This window comes from Burkholderia sp. Ac-20384 (assembly GCF_017104605.1).
Classification (GTDB): Bacteria; Pseudomonadota; Gammaproteobacteria; order Burkholderiales; family Burkholderiaceae; genus Burkholderia; species Burkholderia lata.
In genome coordinates this window covers 1-23658 of record NZ_JAAGPE010000147.1, presented here as the reverse complement: position 1 = coordinate 23658, position 23658 = coordinate 1, and the positions used below count along the sequence as shown (strand labels likewise).

23 protein-coding genes and 1 pseudogene are annotated in these 23658 nt (G+C 67.2%); 11 read left to right on the top strand and 13 right to left on the bottom strand.

Annotated features, from left to right (window positions below; all coding sequences use genetic code 11):
- The first annotated feature begins 126 nt into the window (after positions 1-126).
- Together G3O00_RS24450 and G3O00_RS24445 are read left to right on the top strand one after the other, a co-directional pair.
- Positions 127-1260 (top strand): class I SAM-dependent methyltransferase, encoded by a 1134-nt coding sequence (locus tag G3O00_RS24450; RefSeq protein ID WP_206144563.1) that lies wholly within the window; start codon positions 127-129, stop codon positions 1258-1260.
- 89 nt (positions 1261-1349) lie between these two features.
- Positions 1350-2237: an SAM-dependent methyltransferase gene (locus G3O00_RS24445; RefSeq protein WP_011350782.1), complete on the top strand. Its 888-nt coding sequence runs from the start codon at positions 1350-1352 to the stop codon at positions 2235-2237.
- 74 nt (positions 2238-2311) lie between these two features.
- Here G3O00_RS24445 and G3O00_RS24440 read toward each other — a convergent pair whose 3' ends face one another.
- Together G3O00_RS24440 and G3O00_RS24435 are read right to left on the bottom strand one after the other, a co-directional pair.
- Positions 2312-2884, bottom strand: coding sequence for a DUF1415 domain-containing protein (locus tag G3O00_RS24440; protein ID WP_206144562.1), 573 nt, complete (start codon positions 2882-2884; stop codon positions 2312-2314).
- Positions 2885-2939: 55 nt separating this feature from the next.
- Entirely contained in the window at positions 2940-3560 is a 621-nt protein-coding gene (locus G3O00_RS24435; RefSeq protein WP_174936036.1) for a TetR/AcrR family transcriptional regulator, read from the bottom strand.
- Positions 3561-3781: 221 nt separating this feature from the next.
- Here G3O00_RS24435 and G3O00_RS24430 point away from each other — a divergent pair, with 221 nt between their 5' ends.
- From G3O00_RS24430 to G3O00_RS24420, 3 genes are all read left to right on the top strand, one after another.
- A complete protein-coding gene (locus tag G3O00_RS24430) occupies positions 3782-5065 on the top strand; it encodes an MFS transporter (RefSeq protein WP_011350785.1) in 1284 nt (427 codons plus the stop codon).
- A gap of 164 nt (positions 5066-5229) precedes the next feature.
- Positions 5230-5835, top strand: a complete 606-nt coding sequence (locus tag G3O00_RS24425) for a nitroreductase family protein (RefSeq protein ID WP_174935991.1) — start codon at positions 5230-5232, stop codon at positions 5833-5835.
- A 189-nt stretch (positions 5836-6024) separates the two neighbouring features.
- A complete protein-coding gene (locus tag G3O00_RS24420; RefSeq protein ID WP_174935993.1) occupies positions 6025-7275 on the top strand; it encodes an Hsp70 family protein in 1251 nt (416 codons plus the stop codon).
- Positions 7276-7373: 98 nt separating this feature from the next.
- Here G3O00_RS24420 and G3O00_RS24415 read toward each other — a convergent pair whose 3' ends face one another.
- On the bottom strand, positions 7374-7577 hold the full coding sequence (locus G3O00_RS24415; RefSeq protein ID WP_006477070.1) for a cold-shock protein: 204 nt from the start codon (positions 7575-7577) through the stop codon (positions 7374-7376).
- A 420-nt stretch (positions 7578-7997) separates the two neighbouring features.
- Here G3O00_RS24415 and G3O00_RS24410 point away from each other — a divergent pair, with 420 nt between their 5' ends.
- Positions 7998-9596 carry an APC family permease gene (locus G3O00_RS24410; protein WP_206144561.1) on the top strand — a complete coding sequence of 533 codons (1599 nt, stop codon included), beginning with the start codon at positions 7998-8000 and terminating at the stop codon, positions 9594-9596.
- A 111-nt stretch (positions 9597-9707) separates the two neighbouring features.
- Here G3O00_RS24410 and G3O00_RS24405 read toward each other — a convergent pair whose 3' ends face one another.
- The 7 genes from G3O00_RS24405 to G3O00_RS24375 form a co-directional block, all read right to left on the bottom strand.
- The gene (locus tag G3O00_RS24405; protein ID WP_011350789.1) at positions 9708-10499 is read right to left on the bottom strand and encodes a class III extradiol ring-cleavage dioxygenase; all 792 of its coding nucleotides are present in this window, start codon (positions 10497-10499) and stop codon (positions 9708-9710) included.
- Between the two features lie 213 nt (positions 10500-10712).
- Positions 10713-11309 (bottom strand): UbiX family flavin prenyltransferase, encoded by a 597-nt coding sequence (locus G3O00_RS24400; RefSeq protein WP_206144560.1) that lies wholly within the window; start codon positions 11307-11309, stop codon positions 10713-10715.
- A gap of 19 nt (positions 11310-11328) precedes the next feature.
- A complete protein-coding gene (gene grxD, locus G3O00_RS24395) occupies positions 11329-11640 on the bottom strand; it encodes a Grx4 family monothiol glutaredoxin (protein WP_011350791.1) in 312 nt (103 codons plus the stop codon).
- Positions 11641-11707: 67 nt separating this feature from the next.
- Positions 11708-12550, bottom strand: a complete 843-nt coding sequence (gene prmC, locus G3O00_RS24390) for a peptide chain release factor N(5)-glutamine methyltransferase (protein WP_206144559.1) — start codon at positions 12548-12550, stop codon at positions 11708-11710.
- Between the two features lie 7 nt (positions 12551-12557).
- Positions 12558-13640 (bottom strand): peptide chain release factor 1, encoded by a 1083-nt coding sequence (prfA, locus tag G3O00_RS24385; RefSeq protein ID WP_011350793.1) that lies wholly within the window; start codon positions 13638-13640, stop codon positions 12558-12560.
- A gap of 82 nt (positions 13641-13722) precedes the next feature.
- On the bottom strand, positions 13723-15021 hold the full coding sequence (gene hemA / locus G3O00_RS24380) for a glutamyl-tRNA reductase (protein WP_011350794.1): 1299 nt from the start codon (positions 15019-15021) through the stop codon (positions 13723-13725).
- A gap of 26 nt (positions 15022-15047) precedes the next feature.
- Positions 15048-15809 carry a response regulator transcription factor gene (locus G3O00_RS24375; RefSeq protein WP_011350795.1) on the bottom strand — a complete coding sequence of 254 codons (762 nt, stop codon included), beginning with the start codon at positions 15807-15809 and terminating at the stop codon, positions 15048-15050.
- Between the two features lie 171 nt (positions 15810-15980).
- Between G3O00_RS24375 and G3O00_RS24370 the strand changes: the two genes are divergently transcribed.
- The 4 genes from G3O00_RS24370 to G3O00_RS24355 are packed head-to-tail and all read left to right on the top strand — an operon-like array spanning position 15981 to position 19295.
- Positions 15981-16235 carry a hypothetical protein gene (locus G3O00_RS24370; protein ID WP_011350796.1) on the top strand — a complete coding sequence of 85 codons (255 nt, stop codon included), beginning with the start codon at positions 15981-15983 and terminating at the stop codon, positions 16233-16235.
- An 18-nt stretch (positions 16236-16253) separates the two neighbouring features.
- On the top strand, positions 16254-18068 hold the full coding sequence (locus tag G3O00_RS24365; protein WP_174935999.1) for an aminopeptidase P family protein: 1815 nt from the start codon (positions 16254-16256) through the stop codon (positions 18066-18068).
- Positions 18069-18123: 55 nt separating this feature from the next.
- The gene (locus G3O00_RS24360; protein WP_174936002.1) at positions 18124-18675 is read left to right on the top strand and encodes a cysteine hydrolase family protein; all 552 of its coding nucleotides are present in this window, start codon (positions 18124-18126) and stop codon (positions 18673-18675) included.
- Entirely contained in the window at positions 18672-19295 is a 624-nt protein-coding gene (locus tag G3O00_RS24355) for an HAD-IA family hydrolase (protein WP_174936003.1), read from the top strand. Before G3O00_RS24360 ends, G3O00_RS24355 begins: the two co-directional genes overlap by 4 nt.
- Before the next feature lie 136 nt (positions 19296-19431).
- Here the strand turns inward: G3O00_RS24355 and ettA are convergent, their stop codons facing one another.
- From ettA to gcvA, 3 genes are all read right to left on the bottom strand, one after another.
- Entirely contained in the window at positions 19432-21099 is a 1668-nt protein-coding gene (gene ettA, locus G3O00_RS24350) for an energy-dependent translational throttle protein EttA (protein ID WP_011350800.1), read from the bottom strand.
- Positions 21100-21302: 203 nt separating this feature from the next.
- Positions 21303-21611: a DUF3761 domain-containing protein gene (locus G3O00_RS24345; RefSeq protein WP_206144558.1), complete on the bottom strand. Its 309-nt coding sequence runs from the start codon at positions 21609-21611 to the stop codon at positions 21303-21305.
- Positions 21612-21695: 84 nt separating this feature from the next.
- Complete coding sequence (gcvA, locus tag G3O00_RS24340) at positions 21696-22613, bottom strand: transcriptional regulator GcvA (RefSeq protein WP_011350802.1); 918 nt, start codon at positions 22611-22613, stop codon at positions 21696-21698.
- A gap of 193 nt (positions 22614-22806) precedes the next feature.
- On the opposite strand from gcvA, the pseudogene G3O00_RS24335 reads away from it, so the two are divergent.
- Positions 22807-23397, top strand: a pseudogene (locus tag G3O00_RS24335) (MFS transporter); the annotation flags it as partial.
- Positions 23398-23658 lie beyond the last annotated feature (261 nt).

The window sequence follows — 23658 nt, the reverse complement described above, 5'->3', positions numbered from 1 at the left end:
GACGGCGCGTGCCGCGGGCCGCCGCCCCGCGCTTTGCCGCGCGGGCAAAGCGCGGTATGGTGTGAGCCGCGCGGCGCCCGAAATACGGTCGTGCCGCCCGTTGAAGCCAACCGTAACCGAGTTCGCGTGACCGATTTCCCTGTTTTCCACTGGACCGACGCCGACGGCGCCGATCATGCCGTGCACTGGCGCTCCGAAGCCGGCGTGCAACCGCCGAAGCGCGCGGTGCCCGCCGACGACCGCCTCACCGCCGACGCGGCCTACCGCCTTGCCTGCGAGGGCACCGCGCTCGTCTGGCAGGGCGACTTCCAGAATGCGCGCCAGCTCGTGCAGGCGATGGCGCGCCGTGTCGAACGCAAGCCGAAGAAGGCGAAAGCCGCGGCCGGCGCCGACGCATTCAACCTGCATCGTCTCGCGCAGTCGCAGCGCGCCCGCACGCTCGGCATGCTGCTGATCCCGCTCGATGCCGACTACACGATCCCGCTGCGCCGCGCGCCTGATGTGCGTGCCGCATGCGAAGAGGCGTACGGGCCCGGCGGCGCGCCGTCGGTCGTGTCGTTGCGCGAACTGCTCGGCCTCGTCGGCGCGCATGAATGGCGCAAGAAGGGCGTGCCGATCCCGGCGCTCGGCGGCGCGCCGATCCATCCGCACTACGGCGTGTTCTCGCCGGTGCGTGGCGAATACGTCGAACTCGTCGCGCGCGCGCCGCTGCCGGCAACATCGCTCGCGTTCGACATCGGCACGGGCACCGGCGTGCTGGCGGCCGTGCTTGCGTCGCGCGGCGTCGAGCGTGTCGTCGCGACCGACCAGGACGCACGGGCGCTCGCCTGTGCGCGCGAGAACGTCGAACGGCTGGGCCACGCGAATCGCGTCGAAGTCGTCGAAGCCGACCTGTTCCCGGCCGGCCGTGCGCCGCTCGTGGTCTGCAACCCGCCGTGGGTGCCGGCCCGGCCGAGCGCACCGATCGAATACGCGGTCTACGATCCGGACAGCCGCATGCTGCGCGGTTTCCTCGCGGGGCTCGCCGCACACCTCGAGCCGGGCGGCGAAGGCTGGCTGATCCTGTCCGATTTCGCCGAGCATCTCGGCCTGCGGCCGCGCGACACGCTGCTGCAATGGATCGACGAAGCCGGCCTCGTCGTGCTTGGCCGAGACGACATCCGCCCCGCGCACCCGAAGGCGATGGACGCCGACGATCCGCTGCACGCGGCACGCCAGGCCGAGGTCACGTCGCTCTGGCGGCTCGGCGCACGCGCCTGACCGCGCATTTTCGGTAAACTATCGCCATTCCTCACGAATTCCCGCCGCCGGGCCGTGGTCGACCGACCGTGGCCCGGCGCCGCTTCACGATGTCGAACAAGACCCACGAAATCCGCCCGGAGCAGTCCGTCGAGCTGCTGAAGGAACTGCACATCCTCACCCGCGACGGGAAGCTGAACCAGGACAGCCGCCGCAAGCTGAAGCAGGTCTATCACCTGTTCCAGTTCATCGAGCCGCTGCTGGCCGGCGTGCAGGCCGACAAAAGCAACGTGACGCTCGTCGATCACGGTGCCGGCAAGTCGTATCTCGGCTTCATCCTGTACGACCTGTTCTTCAAGCAGCAGCCGGGGCACGGCACGCCGGCGTTCGCGTCGCACGTGTACGGGATCGAGACCCGCGAGGAGCTCGTCACGCGTTCGGCCGAGCTTGCCGCGCGGCTCGGGTTCGGCGGCATGTCGTTCCTGAACCTGTCGGTTGCCGATTCGATCACGTCGCCGAAACTGCCTGAGACGGTCGACGTCGTCACCGCGCTGCACGCGTGCGACACGGCGACCGACGACGCGATCCGCTTCGCGCTCGCGAAGCGCGCGCAGCACATCGTGCTGGTGCCGTGCTGCCAGGCGGAAGTCGCGGGCGTGCTGCGCAAGAACAAGGGCAAGTCGCTCGCGAACGCGCTGACGGAAGTGTGGCGGCATCCGCTGCATACGCGCGAATTCGGCAGCCAGATCACCAACGTGCTGCGCTGCCTGCAACTCGAAGCGCACGGCTACCAGGTCAGCGTGACCGAACTGGTCGGCTGGGAGCATTCGATGAAGAACGAGCTGATCATCGCGCAGTACAAGAACCTGCCGCGCCGGCGGCCCGGCGAGCGGTTGAACGAGATCCTCGGGATGTTCGGGCTTGCCGAGCTGAACGCACGATTTTTCGTGCCGGAAGCGGCGGCGGGCGACGAGGCCGTCGAACCGGCCGCTAGCTGACCGACACGCGGGAGGGCGCGTCGCGCTCGCCGCGCCGCGCGCCGCGCGCCGCGCGCCGCACGTTGCGCGGTGCTTCAGACGTCGTCGCCCGGCCGGCGCATCCATTCGCGCCAGCCGTCGTGGCCGAGGCGGCGCAGCGTTTCCTGATTCTTTTCGTAGATCGCGGACGCGTCCGGGAACGCGTCGACCGCGCGCGCGATGCTGTCCTCGCGCAGCAGGTGCAGGATCGGATACGGCGCGCGGTTCGTGTAGTTCTCGATGTCGTCGGGCTCGCTGCCTTCGAACCGGTAGTCCGGATGGAAGCTCGCGATCTGCAGCACGCCGTCGAGCCGCAGTTGCCGCACCAGCCGGTCGGCAAAGAACAGCGCATCGTTGTAGTCGACGAAATCGGCGAACGCATGCGGGAAGATCACGAGCGTCGTGTCGACCTGCTGCGGGTCCGCCGCGTCGAGCGCGCGCAGCTCCGTTTCGAGTTCGGCGAGTGCATCTTCCAGCGTCGTCGCTTCGCTGATCGCGTAGCGCACCTGTTCCTTCACATAGACGCTTTTCGCGAACGGGCACAGATTGAGCCCGATCACTGCGCGCGCGAGCCAGTGCCGCGTGGCGGCGAGGATGTCGTCGTGCGATTCGGGGCGGGTGTCGGTCATCGTGAAACCAGTCGGGCGGAAGGGCGGCGAGGGCCGCATTGTAGCGGGCGCGCCGTCACGCGCAGGCGGCTTCGATCAACTGCGTGACGAGCGCGGGCGCGACGCCGATCGGCGTTTCGCCGTGCCGATAGGTCTGGCTTGCCGCATAGATGCCTTCGATCACCAGCGCGAGCGAGTCGGCGAGCGCCTGCGGCTGCCGTGCACCGGCGTCTTCGCACAGCGCGACGAGCCGCTTCATCAGCTGTTCCTTGTTCTGCGCGACGCGCTCGCGCGCCGGGTGCGACGCATCCGGGAATTCGGCCGCGACGTTGACGAACGGGCAGCCGCGGTAATCCTTCTGCGTCGCGCGCTCGGCGAGATCGACGAAATACTGGATCAGCTGCGCTTTCGGCTGGCCCGGGTGCTTCGCGACGCTCGTGTTGAAGCGGTCGAAGAAGCACGCATCCATCCGCTCCAGGTACGCGAGGATCAGCTCGTCCTTCGACGAGAACTGGCGGTACAGGCTCATCTTGTTGACGCCCGCACGCTCCACGACCGCCTCGACGCCAACCGTCCGCACCCCTTCCTTGTAAAACAGCTCTTCGGCGGCGCGTAGCAGGTGCTCCTGCGCGGTGGCGCCGTCGATCGGCCGGCGCGTGCGGCGCGCCTGCGGTTTGGCGATCTCGATGCCCGACATGATGACCCTCGACTGCATATTGAATTGCTTGACATGTTACCGATTGGTCACTACGATCGCAACACACTTGTGACCGGTCGGTAACAATGCCGAACGGATCAACAGACAAATGCCAAGCGTCGGCCCGGGTCAGCCGATGCAGCGTGCGGCGGAGGTGGCCTGGCTGGGTTGGGGCGGAGCGGGTGCGAAGGCGCTGGCGCCGCCAACTGGAGAACGCGAAGATGAACTGGGCGGTGACACGAATCGGCGGGCGCTTCCACTACGGATGGCTCGCGGCGGCGGTGGTATTCCTGATCCTGCTGGCGGCAGCCGGCACACGCGCGACGCCGAGCGTGCTGATGGTGCCGCTCGAACGCGAGCTTGGCTGGAGCCGCGCGACGATTTCGCTGGCGATTTCGGTGAACATCGCGCTGTACGGACTGACGGGTCCGTTCGCGGCCGCCGCCATGCAGCGCTTCGGGCTGCGCCCGACGATCCTCACCGCGCTCGTGACGATGTGCGCGGGCGTCGCGCTGTCGTCGATGATGACGCAGAGCTGGCAGATGGTAGTGATCTGGGGCCTGATGGTCGGCTGCTCGTCGGGCGTCGTCGCGCTGACGCTGTCCGCGACCTTCGTCACGCGCTGGTTCCATGCGCGGCGCGGCCTGATCATGGGCATCCTGACCGCGAGCACGGCCACCGGCCAGCTCGTGTTCCTGCCGATGCTCGCGGCGATCGCGCAGCACCACGGCTGGCGGCCGGTCGTGCTGGTCGTTGCGGCGGCCGCCGCGATCGTGATTCCGCTCGTTGCGTTCCTGCTGCCCGAGCGGCCGGCCGACCTGCAGCTGCGCCCGTACGGCGAGCCGGCCGATGCGCCGCCGGCGCCCGAGGCGACGAAGGAGAATCCGCTCGCGGTTGCGTTCCGTACGCTGCTGACCGCGAGCCGTTCGCGCGATTTCTGGCTGCTGTTCTTCAGCTTCTTCATCTGCGGTGCGAGCACCAACGGTTACGTCGGCACGCACCTGATCGCGATGTGCAGCGACTACGGGATGACCGAAGTGCAGGGCGCATCGCTGCTCGCCGCGATGGGCGTGTTCGACCTGTTCGGCACGACGCTGTCGGGCTGGCTGTCCGACCGTTACGACAATCGCGTGCTGCTGTTCTGGTACTACGGGCTGCGCGGCCTGTCGCTGATCTACCTGCCGCACGCGTTCGGGATCGATTTCTTCGGGCTGCCGCTGTTCGCGATGTTCTACGGGCTCGACTGGATCGCGACCGTGCCGCCGACGGTGCGCCTCGCGACCGACGTGTTCGGCAAGGCCGCGGCGCCGGTCGTATTCGGCTGGATCGTCGCCGGCCACCAGCTCGGCGCGGCGTTCGCGGCGCTCGGCGCCGGGCTGCTGCGTGCGAGCCTCGGCACTTACACGATCGCGTCGATGATCTCGGGCGGGTTGTGCATCATCGGTGCGCTGATCGTGCTGCGGATCAACCGCGGCCCGTCGCGCGCAGCCGCACAGGCGGCCTGAGCGCAGCAGTCCGGCCGCCCGGCCGGCCGCGCGGCGGTCGGACGGGCAATGCACGCACGGAGATTTGCATAGCGCGGGAGGATCGGGCGCGCATCGGCTCAAGCGAGTATGCTTGCGGTTCGCCGGGCGTTCGCGCCCCTTCATCGATGTCAGCGAGGAACCGCATGTCCGTCAAACCTGCTCCCACCACTGTTTCGATTCACGATCTGATCGCGGGCCGCTGGAGCCCGCGCGCGTATTCGGATGAAGCCGTCAGCGCCGGTGATCTGCATGCGGTGCTCGAAGCCGCCCGCTGGGCGCCGTCTGCCTATAACGCGCAGCCGTGGCGCTTCATCGTATTCGACCGCACGCAGGACGAAGACGCATTCAAGCACGCGTTCGCGACGCTGGTGCCGTTCAACCAGGGCTGGAATGCGCCGGCGCCCGTGCTGATCGCGGTGACCGCACACACGCTCACGCCGAAGGGTGAACCGGCCCCCACCGCGCTGTACGACGCGGGCGCCGCCGCGATGTCGCTGGTGCTGCAGGCGCACGCGCTGGGCTTGGCCGCCCATCAGATGAGCGGCTTCGACGCGAAGGCGTTCCGCGACGCGTTCGCGATTCCGGCCGACGTCGCGATTCCGTCGATCATCTCGCTCGGTCACTACGGCAACGTCGACAAGCTCGATCCGGTGCTGCGCGATCGCGAGAAGGCGCCGCGCACGCGCCATGCGATCGGCGAGGTCGTCTATGCAGGCGCGTGGAAGAAGGGTTTCGACGCGGCAGCCTGACCCGTCAGGCGGACGGGCTGCAGCGCGCATCCCGCCCGCGTGTTTCCCCCCGGCGCGCCAGGCCGCGCGCCGTCCCGCCGAGGCCCGTTGCGCGGCACCGGTGGCCGGCCCCGGTTGTGATCCCGCGGGCTTCATGTTAAAAAGCCCGTCCTTTCCGTTTTCGCGCCGGCCCTGCTGCGGCACCTTCCCATGACTTACTGCGCGATCGATTTCGGCACGTCCAACTCCGCCGTGGCGCTGCCCGACGGCGACGGCATGCGCCTCGCGCCCGTCGAGGGCGACCACCTGACGCTGCCCACCGCGATCTTCTTCAACAATGACGAAGAGACGGTCGAATACGGCCGTGCGGCGCTGGCCTCCTATATCGACGGCTTCGACGGCCGGCTGATGCGCTCGATGAAGAGCATCCTCGGCTCGCCGCTCGCGGAAACCACGACCGATCTCGGCGACGGTAGCGCGATTGCGTACACGGAAATCATCGCGCGCTTCCTGACGCACCTGAAGCGCAAGGCGGAAGCCCGCGCGGGGGCGTCGATCGGCCGTGCGGTGCTTGGCCGGCCGGTGTTCTTCGTCGACGACGATCCGCGTGCCGACCGCCTCGCCCAGGACCAGCTCGAGGCGGCCGCGCGGTCGGTCGGCTTCACGGACGTGCACTTCCAGTACGAACCGATCGCTGCCGCGTTCGACTACGAGTCGCGCCAGCAGGCCGAGCGCCTCGTGCTCGTCGCCGACATCGGCGGCGGTACGTCCGACTTCTCGCTGGTGCGCGTCGGGCCCGAACGGATGGCGCGGCTCGAGCGCAAGGACGACGTGCTGGCCCACCACGGCGTACACGTCGCGGGCACCGACTACGACCGGCGTGTCGAACTCGCAGCGATCCTGCCGGCGTTCGGCTACCGTTCGCTCGACCCCGAAGGGCGCGAACTGCCGAACAAGATCTACTTCGATCTCGCCACCTGGCACCTGATCAACACGGTCTACACGCCGAAGCGGCTGGGCGAGCTGAAGCTGATGAAGCACCTGTACCAGCAGGTGCAGCAGTACGACCGGCTCACGAGCGTGGTCGAGCAGCGGCTCGGGCATGCACTGATGGCGCGCGCGGAAGAAGCGAAGATCGGTGTCGCGGCGGGCGGGGAGACGATGATCGACCTGAACGACGTGGAAGAGGATCTGCAGATCGCGTTCGATGCCGACCGGCTCGTCGACGCGAGCCACGACGATACCGCACGCATCGTCGACGCCGCGCGCGAGACGGTGCGGCTCGCGGGTGTTGCGCCGCGCGATGTCGGCGCGCTGTATTTCACCGGCGGCTCGACCGGGCTCGCGTTCCTGTCGGGCGCACTGGCGGGTGCGTTCCCGGATGCGCAACCGGTATTCGGCGACCGCCTCGCGAGTGTCGCGACGGGTCTCGGCATTCACGCGCAGCGATTGTTCGGTTGAATGCGGGCGGCTGAAAAGCCGCCATGTCGGACAACTGGCGCCGAAAAACAAAAAGCCCCGCCGAAGCGGGGCTTTTTTCACGAATTATCGCGCCAAGCTTAGACCGGACGGATGTTCGCAGCTTGCAGACCCTTCGGGCCCGTCTTCACTTCGAATTCAACCTTCTGGTTTTCTTGCAGCGTCTTGAAGCCTTCGACGCGGATTTCCGAGAAGTGCGCGAACAGATCGTCGCCGCCGCCTTCCGGGGTGATGAAGCCGAAGCCCTTTGCGTCATTGAACCACTTGACGGTACCGGTTGCCATGTTACTTGTTCCTAAAAAGATAAAACGGGGCCGAGGCCCATGGGGTGCGGAAAATCAAGGAAGGGGTAATAGGACCAACCGGAGTACCGTTGATGGGCGAACTACGAAAGAACCAATTCACTCGCCACTTGAAATCCTGCGAAGTCCTTTATACGGCTTATCAATCGCGTGGTCAACCGTATTTCCGTGGACTCAGGGTTATTGCGGAGATCAGGTTTACAAAGCTTGCAAACGACGCGAATTTTTTGTAGGGGCCGAACGATTTTGGCGCCACGTTTCAGGTGCAACCGTTAAACTACGCGCCGCGTGGACGGGTTGCCCTGATCGGGTGACTCGCCCCCCCAAAATTGCGTGCGCGGTGCAGTCCGAGCCGATCCCGGACCGCGGGCCGACCATGCTTTTTGAGACACAGGAGAGGATGTGAAGAGTTCTATTCAACGGAACATCGGCCCGTTTGCATTGATGCTGACGGGGCTGGGTTCGATTATCGGCTCGGGCTGGCTGTTCGGCGCCTGGAAGGCCGCGAAGATTGCCGGTCCGGCGGCGATCTGCGCATGGATCATCGGCGCTGTCGTGATTCTCGCAATTGCACTGACGTACGCGGAATTGGGCGCGATGTTCCCCGAGTCGGGCGGCATGGTGCGCTACGCGCGCTACTCGCATGGTTCGCTGGTCGGCTTCATCAGCGCGTGGGCGAACTGGATCGCGATCGTATCGGTGATTCCGATCGAGGCTGAAGCGTCGATCCAGTACATGAGTACGTGGCCGTATCCGTGGGCGCACGCGCTGTTCGTGAACGGCGAGTTGACGGTACCCGGGCTGCTGCTGTCCGCGGTGCTGGTCGTCATCTACTTCCTGTTGAACTACTGGGGCGTGAAGGCGTTTGCCCGTGCGAACACCACGATCACGATCTTCAAGTTCCTGATCCCCGGCCTCACGATCCTCGGCCTGATGCTGACGAGCTACCATCCGGAAAACCTCGGCACCGCATCGAATGCAAGCTTTGCGCCGTACGGCTGGTCGGCGGTGCTGACCGCGGTCGCGACGAGCGGCATCGTGTTCGCGTTCAACGGCTTCCAGAGCCCGGTGAACCTCGCGGGCGAAGCGCGCAACCCGTCGCGCAGCGTGCCGTTCGCGGTGATCACGTCGATCCTGATCGCGCTCGTGATCTACGTGCTGCTGCAGATGGCGTACATCGGCTCGGTGAATCCGGCCGACGTCGCGCAGGGCTGGTCGCACTTCAACTTCAAGTCGCCGTTCGCCGAACTGGCGATCGCGCTTAACCTGAACTGGCTCGCGATCCTGCTGTACGTCGACGCATTCGTCAGCCCGAGCGGCACCGGCACGACGTACATGGCAACGACCACCCGCATGATCTACGCGATGGAGCGCAACAACACGATGCCGAAGATGTTCGGCAACGTGCACCCGCTCTACGGTGTGCCGCGCCAGGCGATGTGGTTCAACCTGCTCGTCTCGTTCATCTTCCTGTTCTTCTTCCGCGGCTGGAGCTCGCTCGCGGCAGTGATCTCGGTGGCGACGGTGATCTCGTACCTGACCGGCCCGATCAGCCTGATGGCGCTGCGCCGCGCGGCGACCGACATCAAGCGTCCGCTGTCGATTCCGCTGATGAAGCTGATCGCACCGTTCGCATTCGTCTGCGCGTCGCTGATCCTGTACTGGGCGAAGTGGCCGCTGACGGGCGAAATCATCCTGCTGATGATCGTCGCGCTGCCGGTGTACTTCTACTTCCAGGCGAAGTCGGGCTGGACCGGCTGGGGTGACGACCTGAAGGCCGCATGGTGGCTGGTCGCCTACCTGCCGACGATGGCCGTGCTGTCGCTGATCGGCAGCAAGGAATTCGGCGGTCACGGCGTGCTGCCGTACGGCTGGGACATGCTGGTCGTCGCGGCAATCGCACTGGTGTTCTACTTCTGGGGCGTGAATACCGGCTACCGGACCAAGTATCTCGACGAGCGCGAATCGCACGACGAGATCCTCGAAGGGATCGGTGCCTGACGCGTGACCTGCCGCCGGATTCGGCGGCGGCAGCAAGCAGCGGAAAAAAGCCCGCCCGAGCAATGCTCGGGCGGGCTTTTTGTTCGGCGGTCGACGGTTGTCGTACGCGGCTCAGGCGGCCGGGCTCGCGAACACGTAGTTCGTCATCGCGAGTACGCGCTGATACGTGCCGAGCGACTGGATGCCGAGCTGGTAGTCGTCGTCCGCCGCGCCGAGCGCCGTGAATACCGGCAGCAGATGCTCGTCGGTCGGATGCATCAGCGCCGCGTGCGGCGCCTGCCGGCGGTAGTCGAGCAGCGCGTCGACGTCGCGCGCGGCCAGCTTCGCCTCGAACCAGTCGGTGAATTCCGTGACCCGCGGGTCCGCATCCTCCGGTGCCGCACCGAAATCGGCGGCGCGCAGGTTGTGCGTGATCTGGCCGGAGCCGATCACCATCACGCCTTCGTCGCGCAGCGGTCGCAGCGCGCGGCCGAGCGCGAAGTGGTGGGCGGCATCCGCGCGCGGCTGGATCGACAACTGCGCCACCGGCACGTCGGCTTCCGGGAACATCAGCAGCATCGGCACCCACGCGCCGTGGTCGAGACCGTGCTCGGTCGTTGCGGTCTCGATGCCGGCCGCATTCAGCAGCCCGGCCGCGCGCTCGGCGACGTCGGGCGCGCCGGGTGCCGGGTAGCGGATGTCGTACAGCGCCTGCGGAAAGCCGTAGAAATCGTGGATCGTTTCCGGATGCGCGGCGATGCTGGCGACGGGGCGCTGCGTGCCCCAGTGCGCGGACAGCATCAGTACCGCGCGTGGACGCGGCAGTTCGGCGGCGAGGTGGGTGAACGCGCCGGACGGCAGCGTCGGGTCGATCGGCAGCGTCGGGGCGCCGTGGGACAGGTAGAGCGAAGGCAAGCGGTTCATGGTGGTGGCCTGCAAAGGGATTTGCCTGTGACTATAGGCGCACACCGAATATTGATAAATCCGCGTTACGGAATTTGATTGGCGCTTGTTTGTTGATAATCCGGGCGACGCAATGCGTCCCACGGCAGGTGGGCGCTGTATTCGTGAAATCGAATGGATTTCCGCGGAAATCGGCGAAGATGCGCGAAGAACGGACTCTGCGCGGACGTGCCTTTACTGGACGTGCCGGATGCCGGCCCACGGCGTCGTCAGCGGTGCGCTGAGCGCGAACAGGTCGAGCACGCGCGTGACGGTCTGGTCGACGAGTTCCTCGATCGTCTTCGGCATCGCGTAGAACGCAGGCAGCGGCGGGAAGACGATGCCGCCCATCTCGGTGACGGCCGTCATGTTGCGCAGATGCGCGAGGTTGAACGGCGTTTCGCGCACCATCAGCACGAGGCGGCGGCGTTCCTTCAAGGTGACGTCGGCCGCGCGCGTGATCAGGTTGTCGGACAGCCCGTGTGCGACGCTCGCGAGCGTCTTCATCGAGCAGGGCGCGATCACCATCCCGTCGGTCGCGAACGACCCCGAGGCGATTGTCGCGCCGACGTCGCGCACCGAATGCACGACGTCCGCGCGGCTTTCGACATCGGCCTTCGACAGCTTCAGTTCGTGCTGGATATTGAGCCAGCCGGCGTTCGAGATCAGCAGGTGCGTTTCGACGCCGCCGGCAGCGCGCAGCAGGTCGAGCAGCCGTACGCCGTAGATCGCGCCGGTGGCGCCGGTGATCGCGACGATCAGCCGGCGTGGCGGCGCGCTGGGAGATGCCATCGAAAGGGGACGACGCGTATTACGCGGCGGCGAACAGTTGCTGCAGTTCGCCCGACTGGTACATCTCCATCATGATGTCCGAGCCGCCGATGAATTCGCCCTTCACATAGAGCTGCGGGATGGTCGGCCAGTTCGAGAATGCCTTGATGCCCTGGCGGATCTCGTCGTCTTCGAGGACGTTGACCGTCTTGAACTGGTCGACGCCGCAGGCCTTCAGCACCTGGATGGCGCGGCCCGAAAAGCCGCACATCGGGAATTGTGCGTTGCCCTTCATGAAGAGCACGACCTGGTTTTCGTCGACGATTTGCTTGATACGTTGTTGGGTGTCCATGACTGACCTTGCGTTAGCGGGGCGTTAGATCGAAATGATAGCGGATTTCAACCGGGCGGGCCGGGCATCAGCCCGGCAGGCGGCCGCCTGTCGTCCGTTCGATGGCGGCCAGATCGGCGAGCGATTCGACCGCGACGAAGCCGTGCGATGCGAGCACTGCGCGCACGGCCTCGGCCTGGTCGTAGCCGTGCTCGATCCAGAGCGTGCCGCCCGGTTTCAGATAAGAGCCGGCGCCCGCGACGATCGTGCGGATCGCGCTGAGGCCGTCGGCATCGTCGGTGAGTGCGCCGCGCGGCTCGAAACGCAGGTCGCCCTGCGCGAGGTGCGGATCGTGCTGCGCGATGTACGGCGGGTTGCTGACGATCGTGTCGAATGCGAGCGCCGGATCGAGCGCCGCATACCAGTCGCTCTCCAGCCAGTGCAGCGGGCCGCCGGGGCGGCGCGCGTCGAGCAGCTTGCCGGCGTTGCATTGCGCGACCGCGAGTGCGGCCGGCGAACGGTCGAGCGCCCACACGCGCGCATCGGGACGCTCGGCGGCGATCGATACGGCGATCGCGCCGCTGCCCGTACCGAGATCGAGCACGGCCGGATGCGGCAGCCCGTCGATCGCATCCAGTGCGGCTTCGACGAGCAGTTCGGTTTCCGGGCGCGGGATGAGCACGTCGGGCGTCACGTCGAACGGCCGGCCGAAGAATTCGCGCATCCCGACGAGCTGGGCGACGGGCACGCCGGCCAGGCGGCGTGCCTCGAGCGCACGGTAGCGTTCGACCGCGGCTACGTCGAGCGGTGCATCGCCGCGCGTGATCAGTTGCGTGCGGGTCCAGCCGAGCGCGTGCGCGAGCAACACGCGCGCGTCGACCGCGTCGAGCGGCGACGCGCGCAGCAGTTCGTCGGCGGTGGTGTCGGGCATCGCGGCCTCAGTCGGCATCGCCGAGCGACGCGAGCAGTTCGGCCTGGTGTTCGCTGACCAGCGCGCTGATCAGTTCGTCGAGGTCGCCGTCCATGAGCGCCTCGAGCCGGTACAGCGTCAGGTTGATCCGGTGGTCGGTCATCCGGCCCTGCGGGAAGTTGTACGTGCGGATCCGTTCCGAGCGGTCGCCGGAGCCGATCAGGCTCTTGCGCGTCGCGGCTTCCTTCGCGTGCTGCTCGTGATACTGCTTGTCCTTGATGCGCGCGGCGAGCACCTTCAGCGCGCGATCCTTGTTCTTGTGCTGCGAACGGTCGTCCTGGCACTCCACGACGATCCCGGTCGGGATGTGCGTGACGCGCACGGCCGAATCGGTCTTGTTGATGTGCTGGCCGCCGGCGCCGGACGCGCGGAACGTGTCGATCCGCAGGTCGGCCGGATTGATCTCGACCTCGCCGATTTCGTCGGCTTCCGGCATCACCGCGACCGTGCACGCGGACGTGTGGATGCGCCCCTGCGTTTCGGTGGCGGGCACGCGCTGCACGCGATGGCCGCCCGATTCGAACTTCAGGCGCGAATACGCGCCCTGGCCCGCGATCCGCACGATCACTTCCTTGTAGCCGCCGAGATCCGACGCACTTTCCGACATCATTTCGACCTGCCAGCGCTGGCGTTCCGCGAAGCGCAGGTACATGCGCAGCAGGTCGCCCGCGAACAGCGCCGATTCGTCGCCGCCCGTGCCCGCACGGATTTCGAGGAAGATGTTGCGCTCGTCGTTCGGATCCTTCGGCAGCAGCATCTTCTGCAGCTCGGTCTCGAGGCGGGACATGCTCTCGCGCGCGCTGCGGATCTCGTCTTCCGCGAAGTCGCGCATCGACAGATCGCCGAGCAGTTCCTGGGCAGCCGTCTCGTCGCTGCGCGACTGGCGCCACAGCGCGTACTGTTCGACCACCGGCCCGAGTTCCGCGTGTTCACGTGTGAGCTTGCGGTACTGGTCGAGGTCGGCCGTGACGTTTTCGCGGCTCAGCAGGTCGTTCAGTTCGGCCAGCCGTGTGGACAGCTGGTCGAGCTTGCGTTGCATGCTCGTCTTCATGGTGTGGAGCGGCGCTCCCGGGCAAGGGGTATTCGGAAAGGATAGGCCGGCACGCGGCCGGCGGCAGGGCGATCGGCCGGCGCTAGTGGCCGGACTGGTCGTTCGAGCGCGGTGCGTGCTGGTAGAAGCCGCGCATCAGGTCGATCAGCGAATCGCGATCGGCGCCGTTCACGCGGTTGAGCGCGCTCGTCGGGCCGTGGATCAGCTTGTTGGTCAGCGCCTGCGACAGCGCTTCGAGTACGGCGGCCGGATCGTCGCCGCGCGCGAGCAGCTTCTGCGCCTTGTCGACTTCGGCGCGGCGCAGCGCGTCGGCCTGCGTATGCATGTGACGGATCACCGGCACGACGCTGCGCGTGTCGAGCCATTGCATGAAATTCTGCACGCGCGTCTCGATGATCGCTTCGGCCTGCGCGACCGCGGCCTGGCGCGATGCGTTGCCTTCGCGCACGATCGCGCCGAGATCGTCGACGGTATAGAGGAACACGTCCTTCAGCTTGCCGACTTCGGGCTCGATGTCGCGCGGCACCGCGAGGTCGACCATGAAGATCGGGCGGTGGCGGCGCGCCTTCACCGCGCGCTCGACTGCGCCGAGGCCGATGATCGGCAGCGTCGACGCCGTGCACGACACGATGATGTCGAATTCGTGCATGCGGGTCGGCAGATCGGCGAGCGGCATTGCACGGCCGTTGAAGCGCTCGGCAAGCCGCTGGCCGCGCTCGGCCGTACGGTTCGCGACGACGAGTTCGCGCGGGCCTTGCGCAGCGAAGTGCGTGGCGCACAGCTCGATCATTTCGCCGGCGCCGATGAACAGCACGCGCTGATCGGACACTTTTTCGAAGATCCGTTGCGCGAGGCGCACCGCGGCGGCGGCCATCGACACCGACTGCGTGCCGATTTCGGTCGTGCCGCGCACTTCCTTCGCCACCGCGAACGTGCGCTGGAACAGCTGGTTCAGATAGGTGCCGAGTGCGCCGGCTTCCGTCGCGGTGCGGACGGCGTCCTTCATCTGGCCCAGAATCTGGGTTTCGCCGAGCACCATCGAATCGAGGCCGGATGCGACGCGAAATGCGTGCCGGACCGCTTCCGATTGCGGCAGTGCATAGACGTGCGGCGCGAGTTCGTCGACCGGAATCCGGTGATACTCCGACAGCCAGCGGACCGCGCCTTCGCGTGCCGCGCGATCGTCTGTCGCGCAATACAGTTCGGTGCGGTTGCAGGTGGAGAGGATCGCCGCTTCGGGCGTATTGGGTGCCTGCGGGCCGAGAAACACGTTCTTGAACGTGACGAGAGCCGGCTTGATCTGCTCGAGCGGAAACGCCACGCGTTCGCGCAGGGCGACAGGCGCAGTGTGGTGATTGATTCCGATCGTGAGGAGTTGCATATCGAGGGCTATCGTTTAGCCCCATATTATAGCGTTTCAGCGATTTCCTCACTCGCCGCATACCGGGCATCAGCGTGCCGGGGCCGCGAATTTGGGGGCTCGATCGGCACGCGGTCGAGCTGATAGCCGTAGCCGTAGAGCGGCAGCAGCCGGTAGCCGCGCTCCGGAAGCAGCTGCAGTTTGCTGCGCAGCCGGGATGCGTGGGTATCGAGCGTGCGCGACTTCATGTCGCGGCGGCGCGCCCACACCGTTTCGAGGATATGGGCGCGCGACACCGGCCGCGACAGGTTCGTGAACAGCAACTGCGCAAACCGGAACTCCTTCGGCGTGAGTGAAACGATTGCGTCGCCGAAGCGAACGAGGCAGTGCGTGGCGTCGAAAGCGTATTCGCCATACATTTCACGCGAGCGGGTGGGTGGCCGGCGCACGCCGGCGCGCCGGCTCAGTGCGTTGACGCGCGCGAGCATCTCGGGCCCGCTCACGGGACGCACGAGGCAATCGTCGGCGCCTGCGTGCAGGCACGACACGATTTCGCTTTCGCGCGGCAACTGCATCACGGCGATGGCCGGCAGCCCGGGCAGGATGGTCTGCGCGCGCGGAATGACTTCCTCGGCCGGCTGGTCGCCGGCCCAATGGCCGGTGATCAGCATGTCGCAGGTGTCGGTGGCGAGCCACTCGAAGAACGCCGTGCTGGACGGAAACGCGTGGCACACATGACCACCCGCAAAGAGCAGGCGGTTCAGGAGCGCGGCATGGCGCGCGTCCGGATCGATCAGAGCGATTCGCATGAGAGTTTCTTCAATACGGCCGCCGGCGCGCGCTTGCCATAACGTCGAGTCGGCCCCTACACTCGAATGTTGGCGGCACCCGGCTGGTCTCGGGTTCGATGGATGAATCGATGCTAGCCGCTGGCAACGTTCACGCCTATGGGACGAATCTGAATTTATAGAAGGCGTCGAATGAACTGGTTTGGAATCCTTGTCCTGGGAGCGGCCGTCGGGCTGTTCGGCCGATGGCTGCATCCGATGCGGCGCACGGGCCGGCCGGCGTGGTGGATCGCGGTGCTCGCCGGCATCGTCGGTGCCGGCGCGGCCCGCATGGCCGGCAATCTCTCCGGACTGTTTTACGATGGCGAGACGCTCGAATGGCCGGTCTGCACCGGTGTCGCGTTCCTCGTCGTAGCCGTGACGGTTGCGCTGTCGGCCCGTCGCTGAATGTTCTCAGGTGAAATCATGAATGCCCGTCTTCCCGAAGTCTCGCCGGTGCCGGCCCGCCTCGCGCTGCTGCGTGGCGCCATGGCCCGCGAGGACCTGGCCGCCTATCTCGTGCCGTCCGCCGATCCCCATCTGTCCGAGTACCTGCCCGAGCGCTGGCAGGCCCGCCGCTGGCTGTCCGGCTTCACGGGCTCGGTCGGCACGCTGGTCGTGACCGCGGATTTCGCGGGGTTGTGGGTCGACAGCCGCTACTGGGTGCAGGCCGATGCCGAACTGGCCGGCACGGGCGTGCAACTGATGAAGATGACGGGCGGACAGCAGAGCGCGCCGCACGTCGACTGGCTTGCGCAGAACGTGGCGGCCGGTGCGACGGTCGGCGTCGACGGCGCCGTGCTCGGCGTCGCGGCCGCACGCGGGCTGACGAGCGCGCTGAACGCACGCGGCATCGCGCTGCGCACCGACCTCGACCTGCTCGACGCGATCTGGCCCGAGCGGCCGGGTCTGCCCGGCGACGCGGTGTTCGAGCACACGGCGCCGCAGGCCGACACGACGCGCGCGAGCAAGCTGGCCGAAGTGCGCCGCGCGATGCACGCGCAGGGTGCGCAATGGCATTTCGTGTCGACGCTCGACGACCTCGCATGGCTGTTCAACCTGCGCGGCGCCGACGTCAACTTCAATCCCGTATTCGTTGCGCACGCAATGATCGGCGCCGATCGCGCGACGCTGTTCGTCGCCGACGGCAAGGTGTCGCCGGCGCTGGCCGCGTCGCTCGCGAAGGATGGCGTCGACGTTCGCGCCTACGACGCCGCGCGCGCCGCGCTTGCGGCGCTGCCTGACGGTGCGACGCTGCTGATCGACCCGCGCCGCGTGACGTTCGGCACGCTCGAGGCCGTGCCGGCCGGCGTGAAGCTCGTCGAGGCCGTGAATCCGTCGACGTTCGCGAAGTCGCGCAAGACGTCCGCGGAGATCGAGCACGTGCGCGTGACGATGGAACACGACGGTGCAGCACTCGCGGAATTCTTCACGTGGTTCGAGCAGGCCGTGAACCGCGAGACGATCACCGAGCTGACGATCGAGGAAAAACTCACGGCCGCACGTGCGCGGCGCCCCGGCTACGTGTCGGCGAGCTTCGCGACGATCGCGGGTTTCAACGCGAACGGCGCGATGCCGCACTACCACGCGACGCCGGAGTCGCACGCGACGATCGCCGGCGACGGCCTGCTGCTGATCGATTCGGGCGGCCAGTACGTGACGGGGACGACCGACATCACGCGCGTCGTGCCGGTCGGCACCGTCAGCGACCTGCAGCGGCGCGATTTCACGATCGTGCTGAAGTCGATGATGGCGCTGTCGCGCGCCCGCTTCCCGCGCGGCATCCGCTCGCCGATGCTCGACGCGATCGCGCGCGCACCGATGTGGGCGGCCGGGCTCGACTACGGCCACGGCACGGGGCATGGCGTCGGCTACTTCCTGAACGTGCACGAAGGCCCGCAGGTGATCTCGCACTACGCGCCGGCCGAGCCGCACACGGCGATGGAAGAGGGCATGATCACGTCGATCGAGCCGGGCGTGTACCGTCCCGGCCAGTGGGGCATCCGGATCGAGAACCTGGTCGTGAACCGCGCGGCCGGGCAGACGGAATTCGGCGATTTCCTCGCGTTCGAGACCCTGACGCTGTGCCCGATCGACACGCGCTGCGTGCTGATCGAGATGCTGCACGACGACGAGCGCGCGTGGCTGAACACGTATCACGCGACGGTGCGTGAGCGCGTCGGCCGGCACCTGAGTGGCGATGCGAAGGCGTGGCTCGACGCACGCACGCAGCCGATCTGACACAACAAGCGATAACGGCCGGGCAACGGCCGAACGACACAACCGAGGGCAAGCAATGGCAGGCACCGCAGTGATCGTGGTCGACATGCAGCGCGGGCTGGTGCAGCGGGCGCAGCCCGCTTACCGGCTCGATGACGTGGTATCGGGTATCAACCGTCTGACGGCGGCGGCACGCGCGGCGAACGCGCCCGTGTGCTTCGTGCAGCATGACGGCGATGCGGACGACGACATCGTGCCCGGCACGCCGGGCTGGGAGCTGCATGCGGGGCTGGTCGTCGGGAACGACGACTGGCACGTGCGCAAGCAGATGAGCGATTCGTTCCACGACACGCCGCTCGCGGCGCAGCTCGACCGCCACGGTATCCGTTCGGTGCTGATCTGCGGCTATGCGACCGAGTTCTGCGTCGATTCGGCCGCGCGCCGCGCGGCGCTGCTCGGCTACCGCACGACCGTCGTGTCCGACCTGCACACGACGAACGAGCGTACGCACCTGTCGGCCGCGCAGATCGTCGCGCACCATCACTTCGTATGGCAAAACAATACGCTGTCGGGCAACCCGGTGACGCCGCGTCTGCTCGCTGACGTTCTTGCGACGGAGTTCGCATGACGATCAAGGCCGTGGTGTTCGATTTTGGCGGCGTGCTGATCGACTGGAGCCCCGAGTACCTCTACCGGGAGCTGATTCCCGACGACACGGAGCGTCGCTGGTTTCTCACGCACGTGTGCGCGATGGACTGGGTGATCCGCCAGGACGGCGGGCAGACGATCGAGGAAGGCACGGCCGAGCGCGTCGCGAAGTTCCCCGAGCACGAGGCGTTGATCCGCGCGTTCTACGCGCGCTGGCACGAGATGATCGGCGGCGTGCTCGACGAAGGCGCCGCGCTCGTTGACCGGCTCGACGCGCAGGGGATGCCGCTGTTCGGGCTGACGAACTGGTCCGCGCAGACATTCCCGTATGCGTGGGACAACTTCCCGGTGCTTCGGCGTTTCAAGGAGATCGTCGTGTCGGGCCGGGTGAAGCTCGTGAAACCCGATCCGGCGATCTACCGCGAGATGCACGCGCGGATCGAACCGCACTTGCCGGGCATCGCGCCGCACGAACTGGTGTTCATCGACGATAACGCGAAGAACGCCGCGGCCGCGACGGCGCTCGGCTGGCACGGCATTCATCACACGAGCGCGGCGGCGACCGAGGCGCGGCTGCGCGAACTGGGCGCGCTCGCGTAGGCGACAAGCGAGCAGCGGCCATCGAATAAAAAAAGCGGGCCAGTGGCCCGCTTTTTTGTTGTGCCGCCCTGAAGCGGCCGCCCTCGGTGCCTGGCCCTGCGTTGCCGCAGTGCCGGGCCCCCTGGGGCCGAGCCGGTCAGCGGCTGATCGGCTTGTAGCGCAGGCGCTTCGGCTTCGCGGCTTCCTCGCCGAGGCGCGCACGCTTGTCGGCTTCGTACTCCTGGTAGTTGCCGTCGAAGAACGTGACCTGCGAGTCGCCTTCGAACGCGAGGATGTGCGTCGCGATCCGGTCGAGGAACCAGCGATCGTGCGAGATCACCATCACCGAGCCCGCGAATTCGAGCAGCGCGTCTTCCAGCGCGCGCAGCGTTTCGACGTCGAGGTCGTTCGACGGTTCGTCGAGCAGCAGCACGTTGCCGCCGGAGATCAGCGTCTTCGCGAGGTGCAGGCGGCCGCGTTCACCGCCGGACAGGTTGCCGACGATCTTCTGCTGGTCGCCGCCCTTGAAGTTGAAGCGGCCGATGTACGCGCGCGACGGCGTTTCGTACTTGCCCACCGTCAGCACGTCGGCGCCGCCCGAGATTTCCTCGAACACCGTCTTCGTGCCGTCGAGCGCGTCGCGGCTCTGGTCGACGTACGCGAGCTTCACGGTCGGCCCCATCACGACTTCGCCCGAATCCGGCTGTTCCTTGCCCGTAAGCATCCGGAACAGCGTCGACTTGCCGGCGCCGTTCGGGCCGATGATGCCGACGATCGCGCCAGCCGGGATCTTCAGGTTCAGGTTGTCGATCAGCAGGCGGTCGCCGAACGCCTTGCTGACGTTCTTGAACTCGATCACTTCGTTGCCGAGGCGGTCGCCGACCGGGATGAAGATTTCCTGCGTCTCGTTGCGCTTCTGGTATTCCTGGCTGTTCAGCTCCTCGAAGCGCGCGATACGTGCCTTCGACTTCGCCTGGCGGCCCTTCGGGTTCTGGCGCACCCACTCCAGTTCCTTCTTGATCGCCTTCTGGCGCGCCGATTCCGACGCTTCTTCCTGCTTCAGGCGCTCTTCCTTCTGGTCGAGCCAGCTGCTGTAGTTGCCCTTCCACGGAATGCCGTGGCCGCGGTCGAGTTCGAGAATCCACTCGGCTGCGTTGTCGAGGAAGTAGCGATCGTGGGTGACCGCGACGACGGTGCCCGGGAAGCGCACCAGGAACTGCTCGAGCCAGTCGACCGATTCCGCGTCGAGGTGGTTGGTCGGCTCGTCGAGCAGCAGCATGTCGGGCTTTTCGAGCAGCAGCTTGCACAGCGCGACGCGGCGCTTTTCACCGCCCGACAGGTGTTCGATCTTGGCGTCCCACGGCGGCAGGCGCAGTGCGTCGGCGGCTACTTCGAGCTGCTGCTCGGGGCTGCCGCCGTCGCTCGACGCGAGGATCGCTTCGTACTTCGCCTGCTCGGCTGCGAGCGCGTCGAAGTCGGCGTCCGGCTCCGCGTACGCCGCGTAGATTTCCTCGAGCTTCTTGTTGGCCTGGAACAGGTCGCCGAGGCCGTCCTCGACGGCTTCGCGCACCGTCTTCGTCGGGTCGAGCTGCGGCTCCTGCGGCAGGTAGCCGATGTTCAGGTTCGGCATCGGCGTCGCTTCGCCTTCGATGTCCTTGTCGACGCCCGCCATGATGCGGATCAGCGTCGACTTGCCCGAGCCGTTCAGGCCGAGCACGCCGATCTTCGCGCCGGGAAAGAACGACAGCGAGATGTCCTTCAGGATCTGGCGCTTGGGCGGCACGATCTTGCCGACCCGGTTCATCGTGAAAACGTATTGGGCCATTTCGGTGTGAAATTCAGAAGTGGTTGAGACTGCCGCGCAGCGCGCGGGCGTGGCGGCGTCGGGTGATTCGGTACGGAGCGTGCCGCGCGCGGCGCGGCGGCGTCGCCGCGTGTCGGCGGCGCGAGCGGCTATTGTACTTCGCCGCCGAGTGTCGCTGACAGCGGCGGGTGGCCGCTGCGGTCCGTATGGCCGTTCGGCCGAGGCTACAGCCACGCGGCGACGCCGCCGTGCCCCGAGCACGTGCCGCGCCGGTGACGGCTGAAGCTGTACGTGCCGTCGCGGCAGCGCGCGCTCGCGCCTTCGGGCACGCGGCCCGATTTCGAATGCGCGGGGGCGTGCACGGTGTCGCCGTCGCGGTTGCGATACGTGTCGTGTCGGTCGAGATCGGCTTCGTTACTGTAGCCGGGCGGTGCGCGGTACGCGTGTGCCGGAAGGGGCAACGCGGCGCACGCAACGAAGCATGCGGCGGACAGCGTCGCGATGCGCGCGGCGCGGCGGAGCAGGGCAGGCATGGTCTCTCTCGGTCTGTTGTTATCGGTGCCGGGCCGCATGTTAGCCGATCGGCAGGGGAACCGCGCCGCGCCGGGGGAGTGGCGCTACGACGCGCCGGACATCGATGCCGCGCCGTCGGCCAGTGCGGCGTCGAGAATCCATCGACGGAATGCCGCGACCTTTGGCCGTTCCGCGTGATGCGGCGGATAGACGAGGTAGTACGCGAAATCGTCGAGCCACGCGACGTCGGCGAGCTGCACGAGCCGGCCGCTTGCCAGCTCGCCGCGCACCATCGCGGCCGGCAGCAGCCCGGCGCCCTGGCCGGCGACGATCGCCTGCAGCAACAGGCCCGAATCGTCGAACGCGGGGCCGCGCGGCGGGCCGAAATCGTCGATCCGCTGCGCGCCGAACCAGATGTGCCAGCCCTTGCGCTCGGCGTCGTGCAGCTGCGGCCAGCCGACGAGATCGGCGGGCGTCGCCGGCATGCCGAGCCGCGCGACGAGTTCGGGCGACGCGAGCGCGACGATCTCCACCGTCAACAGGCGCTCGCTGCACAGCCCGATGTAGCGCCCGAGGCCGTGACGGATCGCGACGTCGACGCCATCGCGCGAAAAATCCGCGAGCGCGTGGCTCGTGACGACCTGCAGGTCGACGTCAGGGCAGGCCTCCCGGAACTGCGCGAGGCGCGGGACGAGCCACGCGGATGCGAAGAAAGGCGTGACGCTCACCGTCAGCACGCCGCTGTCGGCAGCACCCGACACGCGCTGCGACGCATCGGCGATCTGCCTGAATGCGTTGCGCACCGGCGGCAGGTAGTCGCGGCCGGCGGCCGTGAGCAGGATGCCGCGGTTGACGCGCTCGAACAGCTGCACGCCGAGATGCGTCTCGAGCGTGCGGATCATCTGGCTCACCGCGCCGGGCGTGACCGACAGCTCTTCGGCAGCCGCTTTCACCGACAGGTGGCGGGCAGCTGCTTCGAAGGCGCGCAGCGCGTTGAGAGGCGGCAGGCGGGAACGATTCATTCAGTTTTTCTAAATCGAAAGTCCGTCGAAATATCGTTTGAGACGAGGCGTACGCGCGAGTACCGTTGACGCATCGGATCGCATGCTTCGCGACTGCCTGTCGGCGGCCGATGCGATCAACATAGTTCAACTATATCCATGAGGCAATCCGGACGCCGCCTGGCGGCCGGTGGAACCTGAGAGGAGCATCGTCATGAACCGCCCGGGCGCGTCGCGCCTTTTCTACGGCTGGTACGTGGTTGCCGCCGCGTTTGCTGTCACGTTCGTCGGTTTCGGCAGCGCCTACACGTTCAGCGCGTTCGTCGAGTCGCTGCAGCGGGATTTCGCCGCGTCGCGCGGGCAGATCTCGCTCGTGTTCTCGCTCGCCGGCTTCCTGTATTTCGGTTTCGGCATCGTCAGCGGGCCGCTGGCCGACCGCTTCGGCTCGCGGCGGCTTGCGGTCGCCGGGATGCTGCTGACGGCCATCGGGCTCGCGGCTGCCGGCGCCGCGCATACGCTGGTGCAGGTCTATGTCGCGTACGGGCTCGGTGTCGGCCTCGGCGTCGGCTGCGCGTACGTGCCGGCCGTCGGCGCCGTGCAGCGCTGGTTCGTGCGCCGGCGCGGCTTCGCGTCGGGGCTCGCGGTCGCCGGGATCGGCGTCGGCACGCTGGTGATGCCGCCCCTTGCGTCCATGCTGATCGCGCATGTCGGCTGGCGCGGCGCGTATTTCACGCTGGCCGTGATCGCGGTCGTGATCGGCGCGGGGCTGTCGTTGCTGATCGAGAACGATCCGCGCGGGCGGGGGCCGGTGACTGTTGCAGGTCGGGCCATCCAGCAAGGAGGCTGCATGAACAGCGCAGGGGCGTCGTAAGGGAGCGCGCCGGACGCGTGTCGGGCGGCGTCGATTTGCGCGTGCTTGGCGCGCGCACGCCAATATCGGAGGACATCGCACGGCGCCAACCGATGACGTACGCGCGCGTGATCGATGATTCACAGCCCGGCGTGCGCGTCGTGACGCTGAATCGAGCCGAACGGATGAATGTGGTCGACGGCCCGACGCTCTGCG

Bases quoted from the DNA above. Each gene is read 5' to 3' on its own strand.
- G3O00_RS24415 (WP_006477070.1), bottom strand. From the start codon at position 7,577: ATGGCAACCGGTACCGTCAAGTGGTTCAATGACGCAAAGGGCTTCGGC.
- G3O00_RS24445 (WP_011350782.1), top strand. From the start codon at position 1,350: ATGTCGAACAAGACCCACGAAATCCGCCCGGAGCAGTCCGTCGAGCTG.
- ettA (WP_011350800.1), bottom strand. From the start codon at position 21,099: ATGGCCCAATACGTTTTCACGATGAACCGGGTCGGCAAGATCGTGCCG.
- G3O00_RS24360 (WP_174936002.1), top strand. From the start codon at position 18,124: ATGGCAGGCACCGCAGTGATCGTGGTCGACATGCAGCGCGGGCTGGTG.
- G3O00_RS24430 (WP_011350785.1), top strand. From the start codon at position 3,782: ATGAACTGGGCGGTGACACGAATCGGCGGGCGCTTCCACTACGGATGG.
- G3O00_RS24355 (WP_174936003.1), top strand. From the start codon at position 18,672: ATGACGATCAAGGCCGTGGTGTTCGATTTTGGCGGCGTGCTGATCGAC.
- G3O00_RS24370 (WP_011350796.1), top strand. From the start codon at position 15,981: ATGAACTGGTTTGGAATCCTTGTCCTGGGAGCGGCCGTCGGGCTGTTC.
- G3O00_RS24400 (WP_206144560.1), bottom strand. From the start codon at position 11,309: ATGGCATCTCCCAGCGCGCCGCCACGCCGGCTGATCGTCGCGATCACC.
- gcvA (WP_011350802.1), bottom strand. From the start codon at position 22,613: ATGAATCGTTCCCGCCTGCCGCCTCTCAACGCGCTGCGCGCCTTCGAA.
- G3O00_RS24375 (WP_011350795.1), bottom strand. From the start codon at position 15,809: ATGCGAATCGCTCTGATCGATCCGGACGCGCGCCATGCCGCGCTCCTG.
- G3O00_RS24435 (WP_174936036.1), bottom strand. From the start codon at position 3,560: ATGTCGGGCATCGAGATCGCCAAACCGCAGGCGCGCCGCACGCGCCGG.
- G3O00_RS24405 (WP_011350789.1), bottom strand. From the start codon at position 10,499: ATGAACCGCTTGCCTTCGCTCTACCTGTCCCACGGCGCCCCGACGCTG.
- grxD (WP_011350791.1), bottom strand. From the start codon at position 11,640: ATGGACACCCAACAACGTATCAAGCAAATCGTCGACGAAAACCAGGTC.
- prmC (WP_206144559.1), bottom strand. From the start codon at position 12,550: ATGCCCGACACCACCGCCGACGAACTGCTGCGCGCGTCGCCGCTCGAC.
- G3O00_RS24420 (WP_174935993.1), top strand. From the start codon at position 6,025: ATGACTTACTGCGCGATCGATTTCGGCACGTCCAACTCCGCCGTGGCG.
- hemA (WP_011350794.1), bottom strand. From the start codon at position 15,021: ATGCAACTCCTCACGATCGGAATCAATCACCACACTGCGCCTGTCGCC.
- G3O00_RS24440 (WP_206144562.1), bottom strand. From the start codon at position 2,884: ATGACCGACACCCGCCCCGAATCGCACGACGACATCCTCGCCGCCACG.
- prfA (WP_011350793.1), bottom strand. From the start codon at position 13,640: ATGAAGACGAGCATGCAACGCAAGCTCGACCAGCTGTCCACACGGCTG.
- G3O00_RS24345 (WP_206144558.1), bottom strand. From the start codon at position 21,611: ATGCCTGCCCTGCTCCGCCGCGCCGCGCGCATCGCGACGCTGTCCGCC.
- G3O00_RS24365 (WP_174935999.1), top strand. From the start codon at position 16,254: ATGAATGCCCGTCTTCCCGAAGTCTCGCCGGTGCCGGCCCGCCTCGCG.
- G3O00_RS24425 (WP_174935991.1), top strand. From the start codon at position 5,230: ATGTCCGTCAAACCTGCTCCCACCACTGTTTCGATTCACGATCTGATC.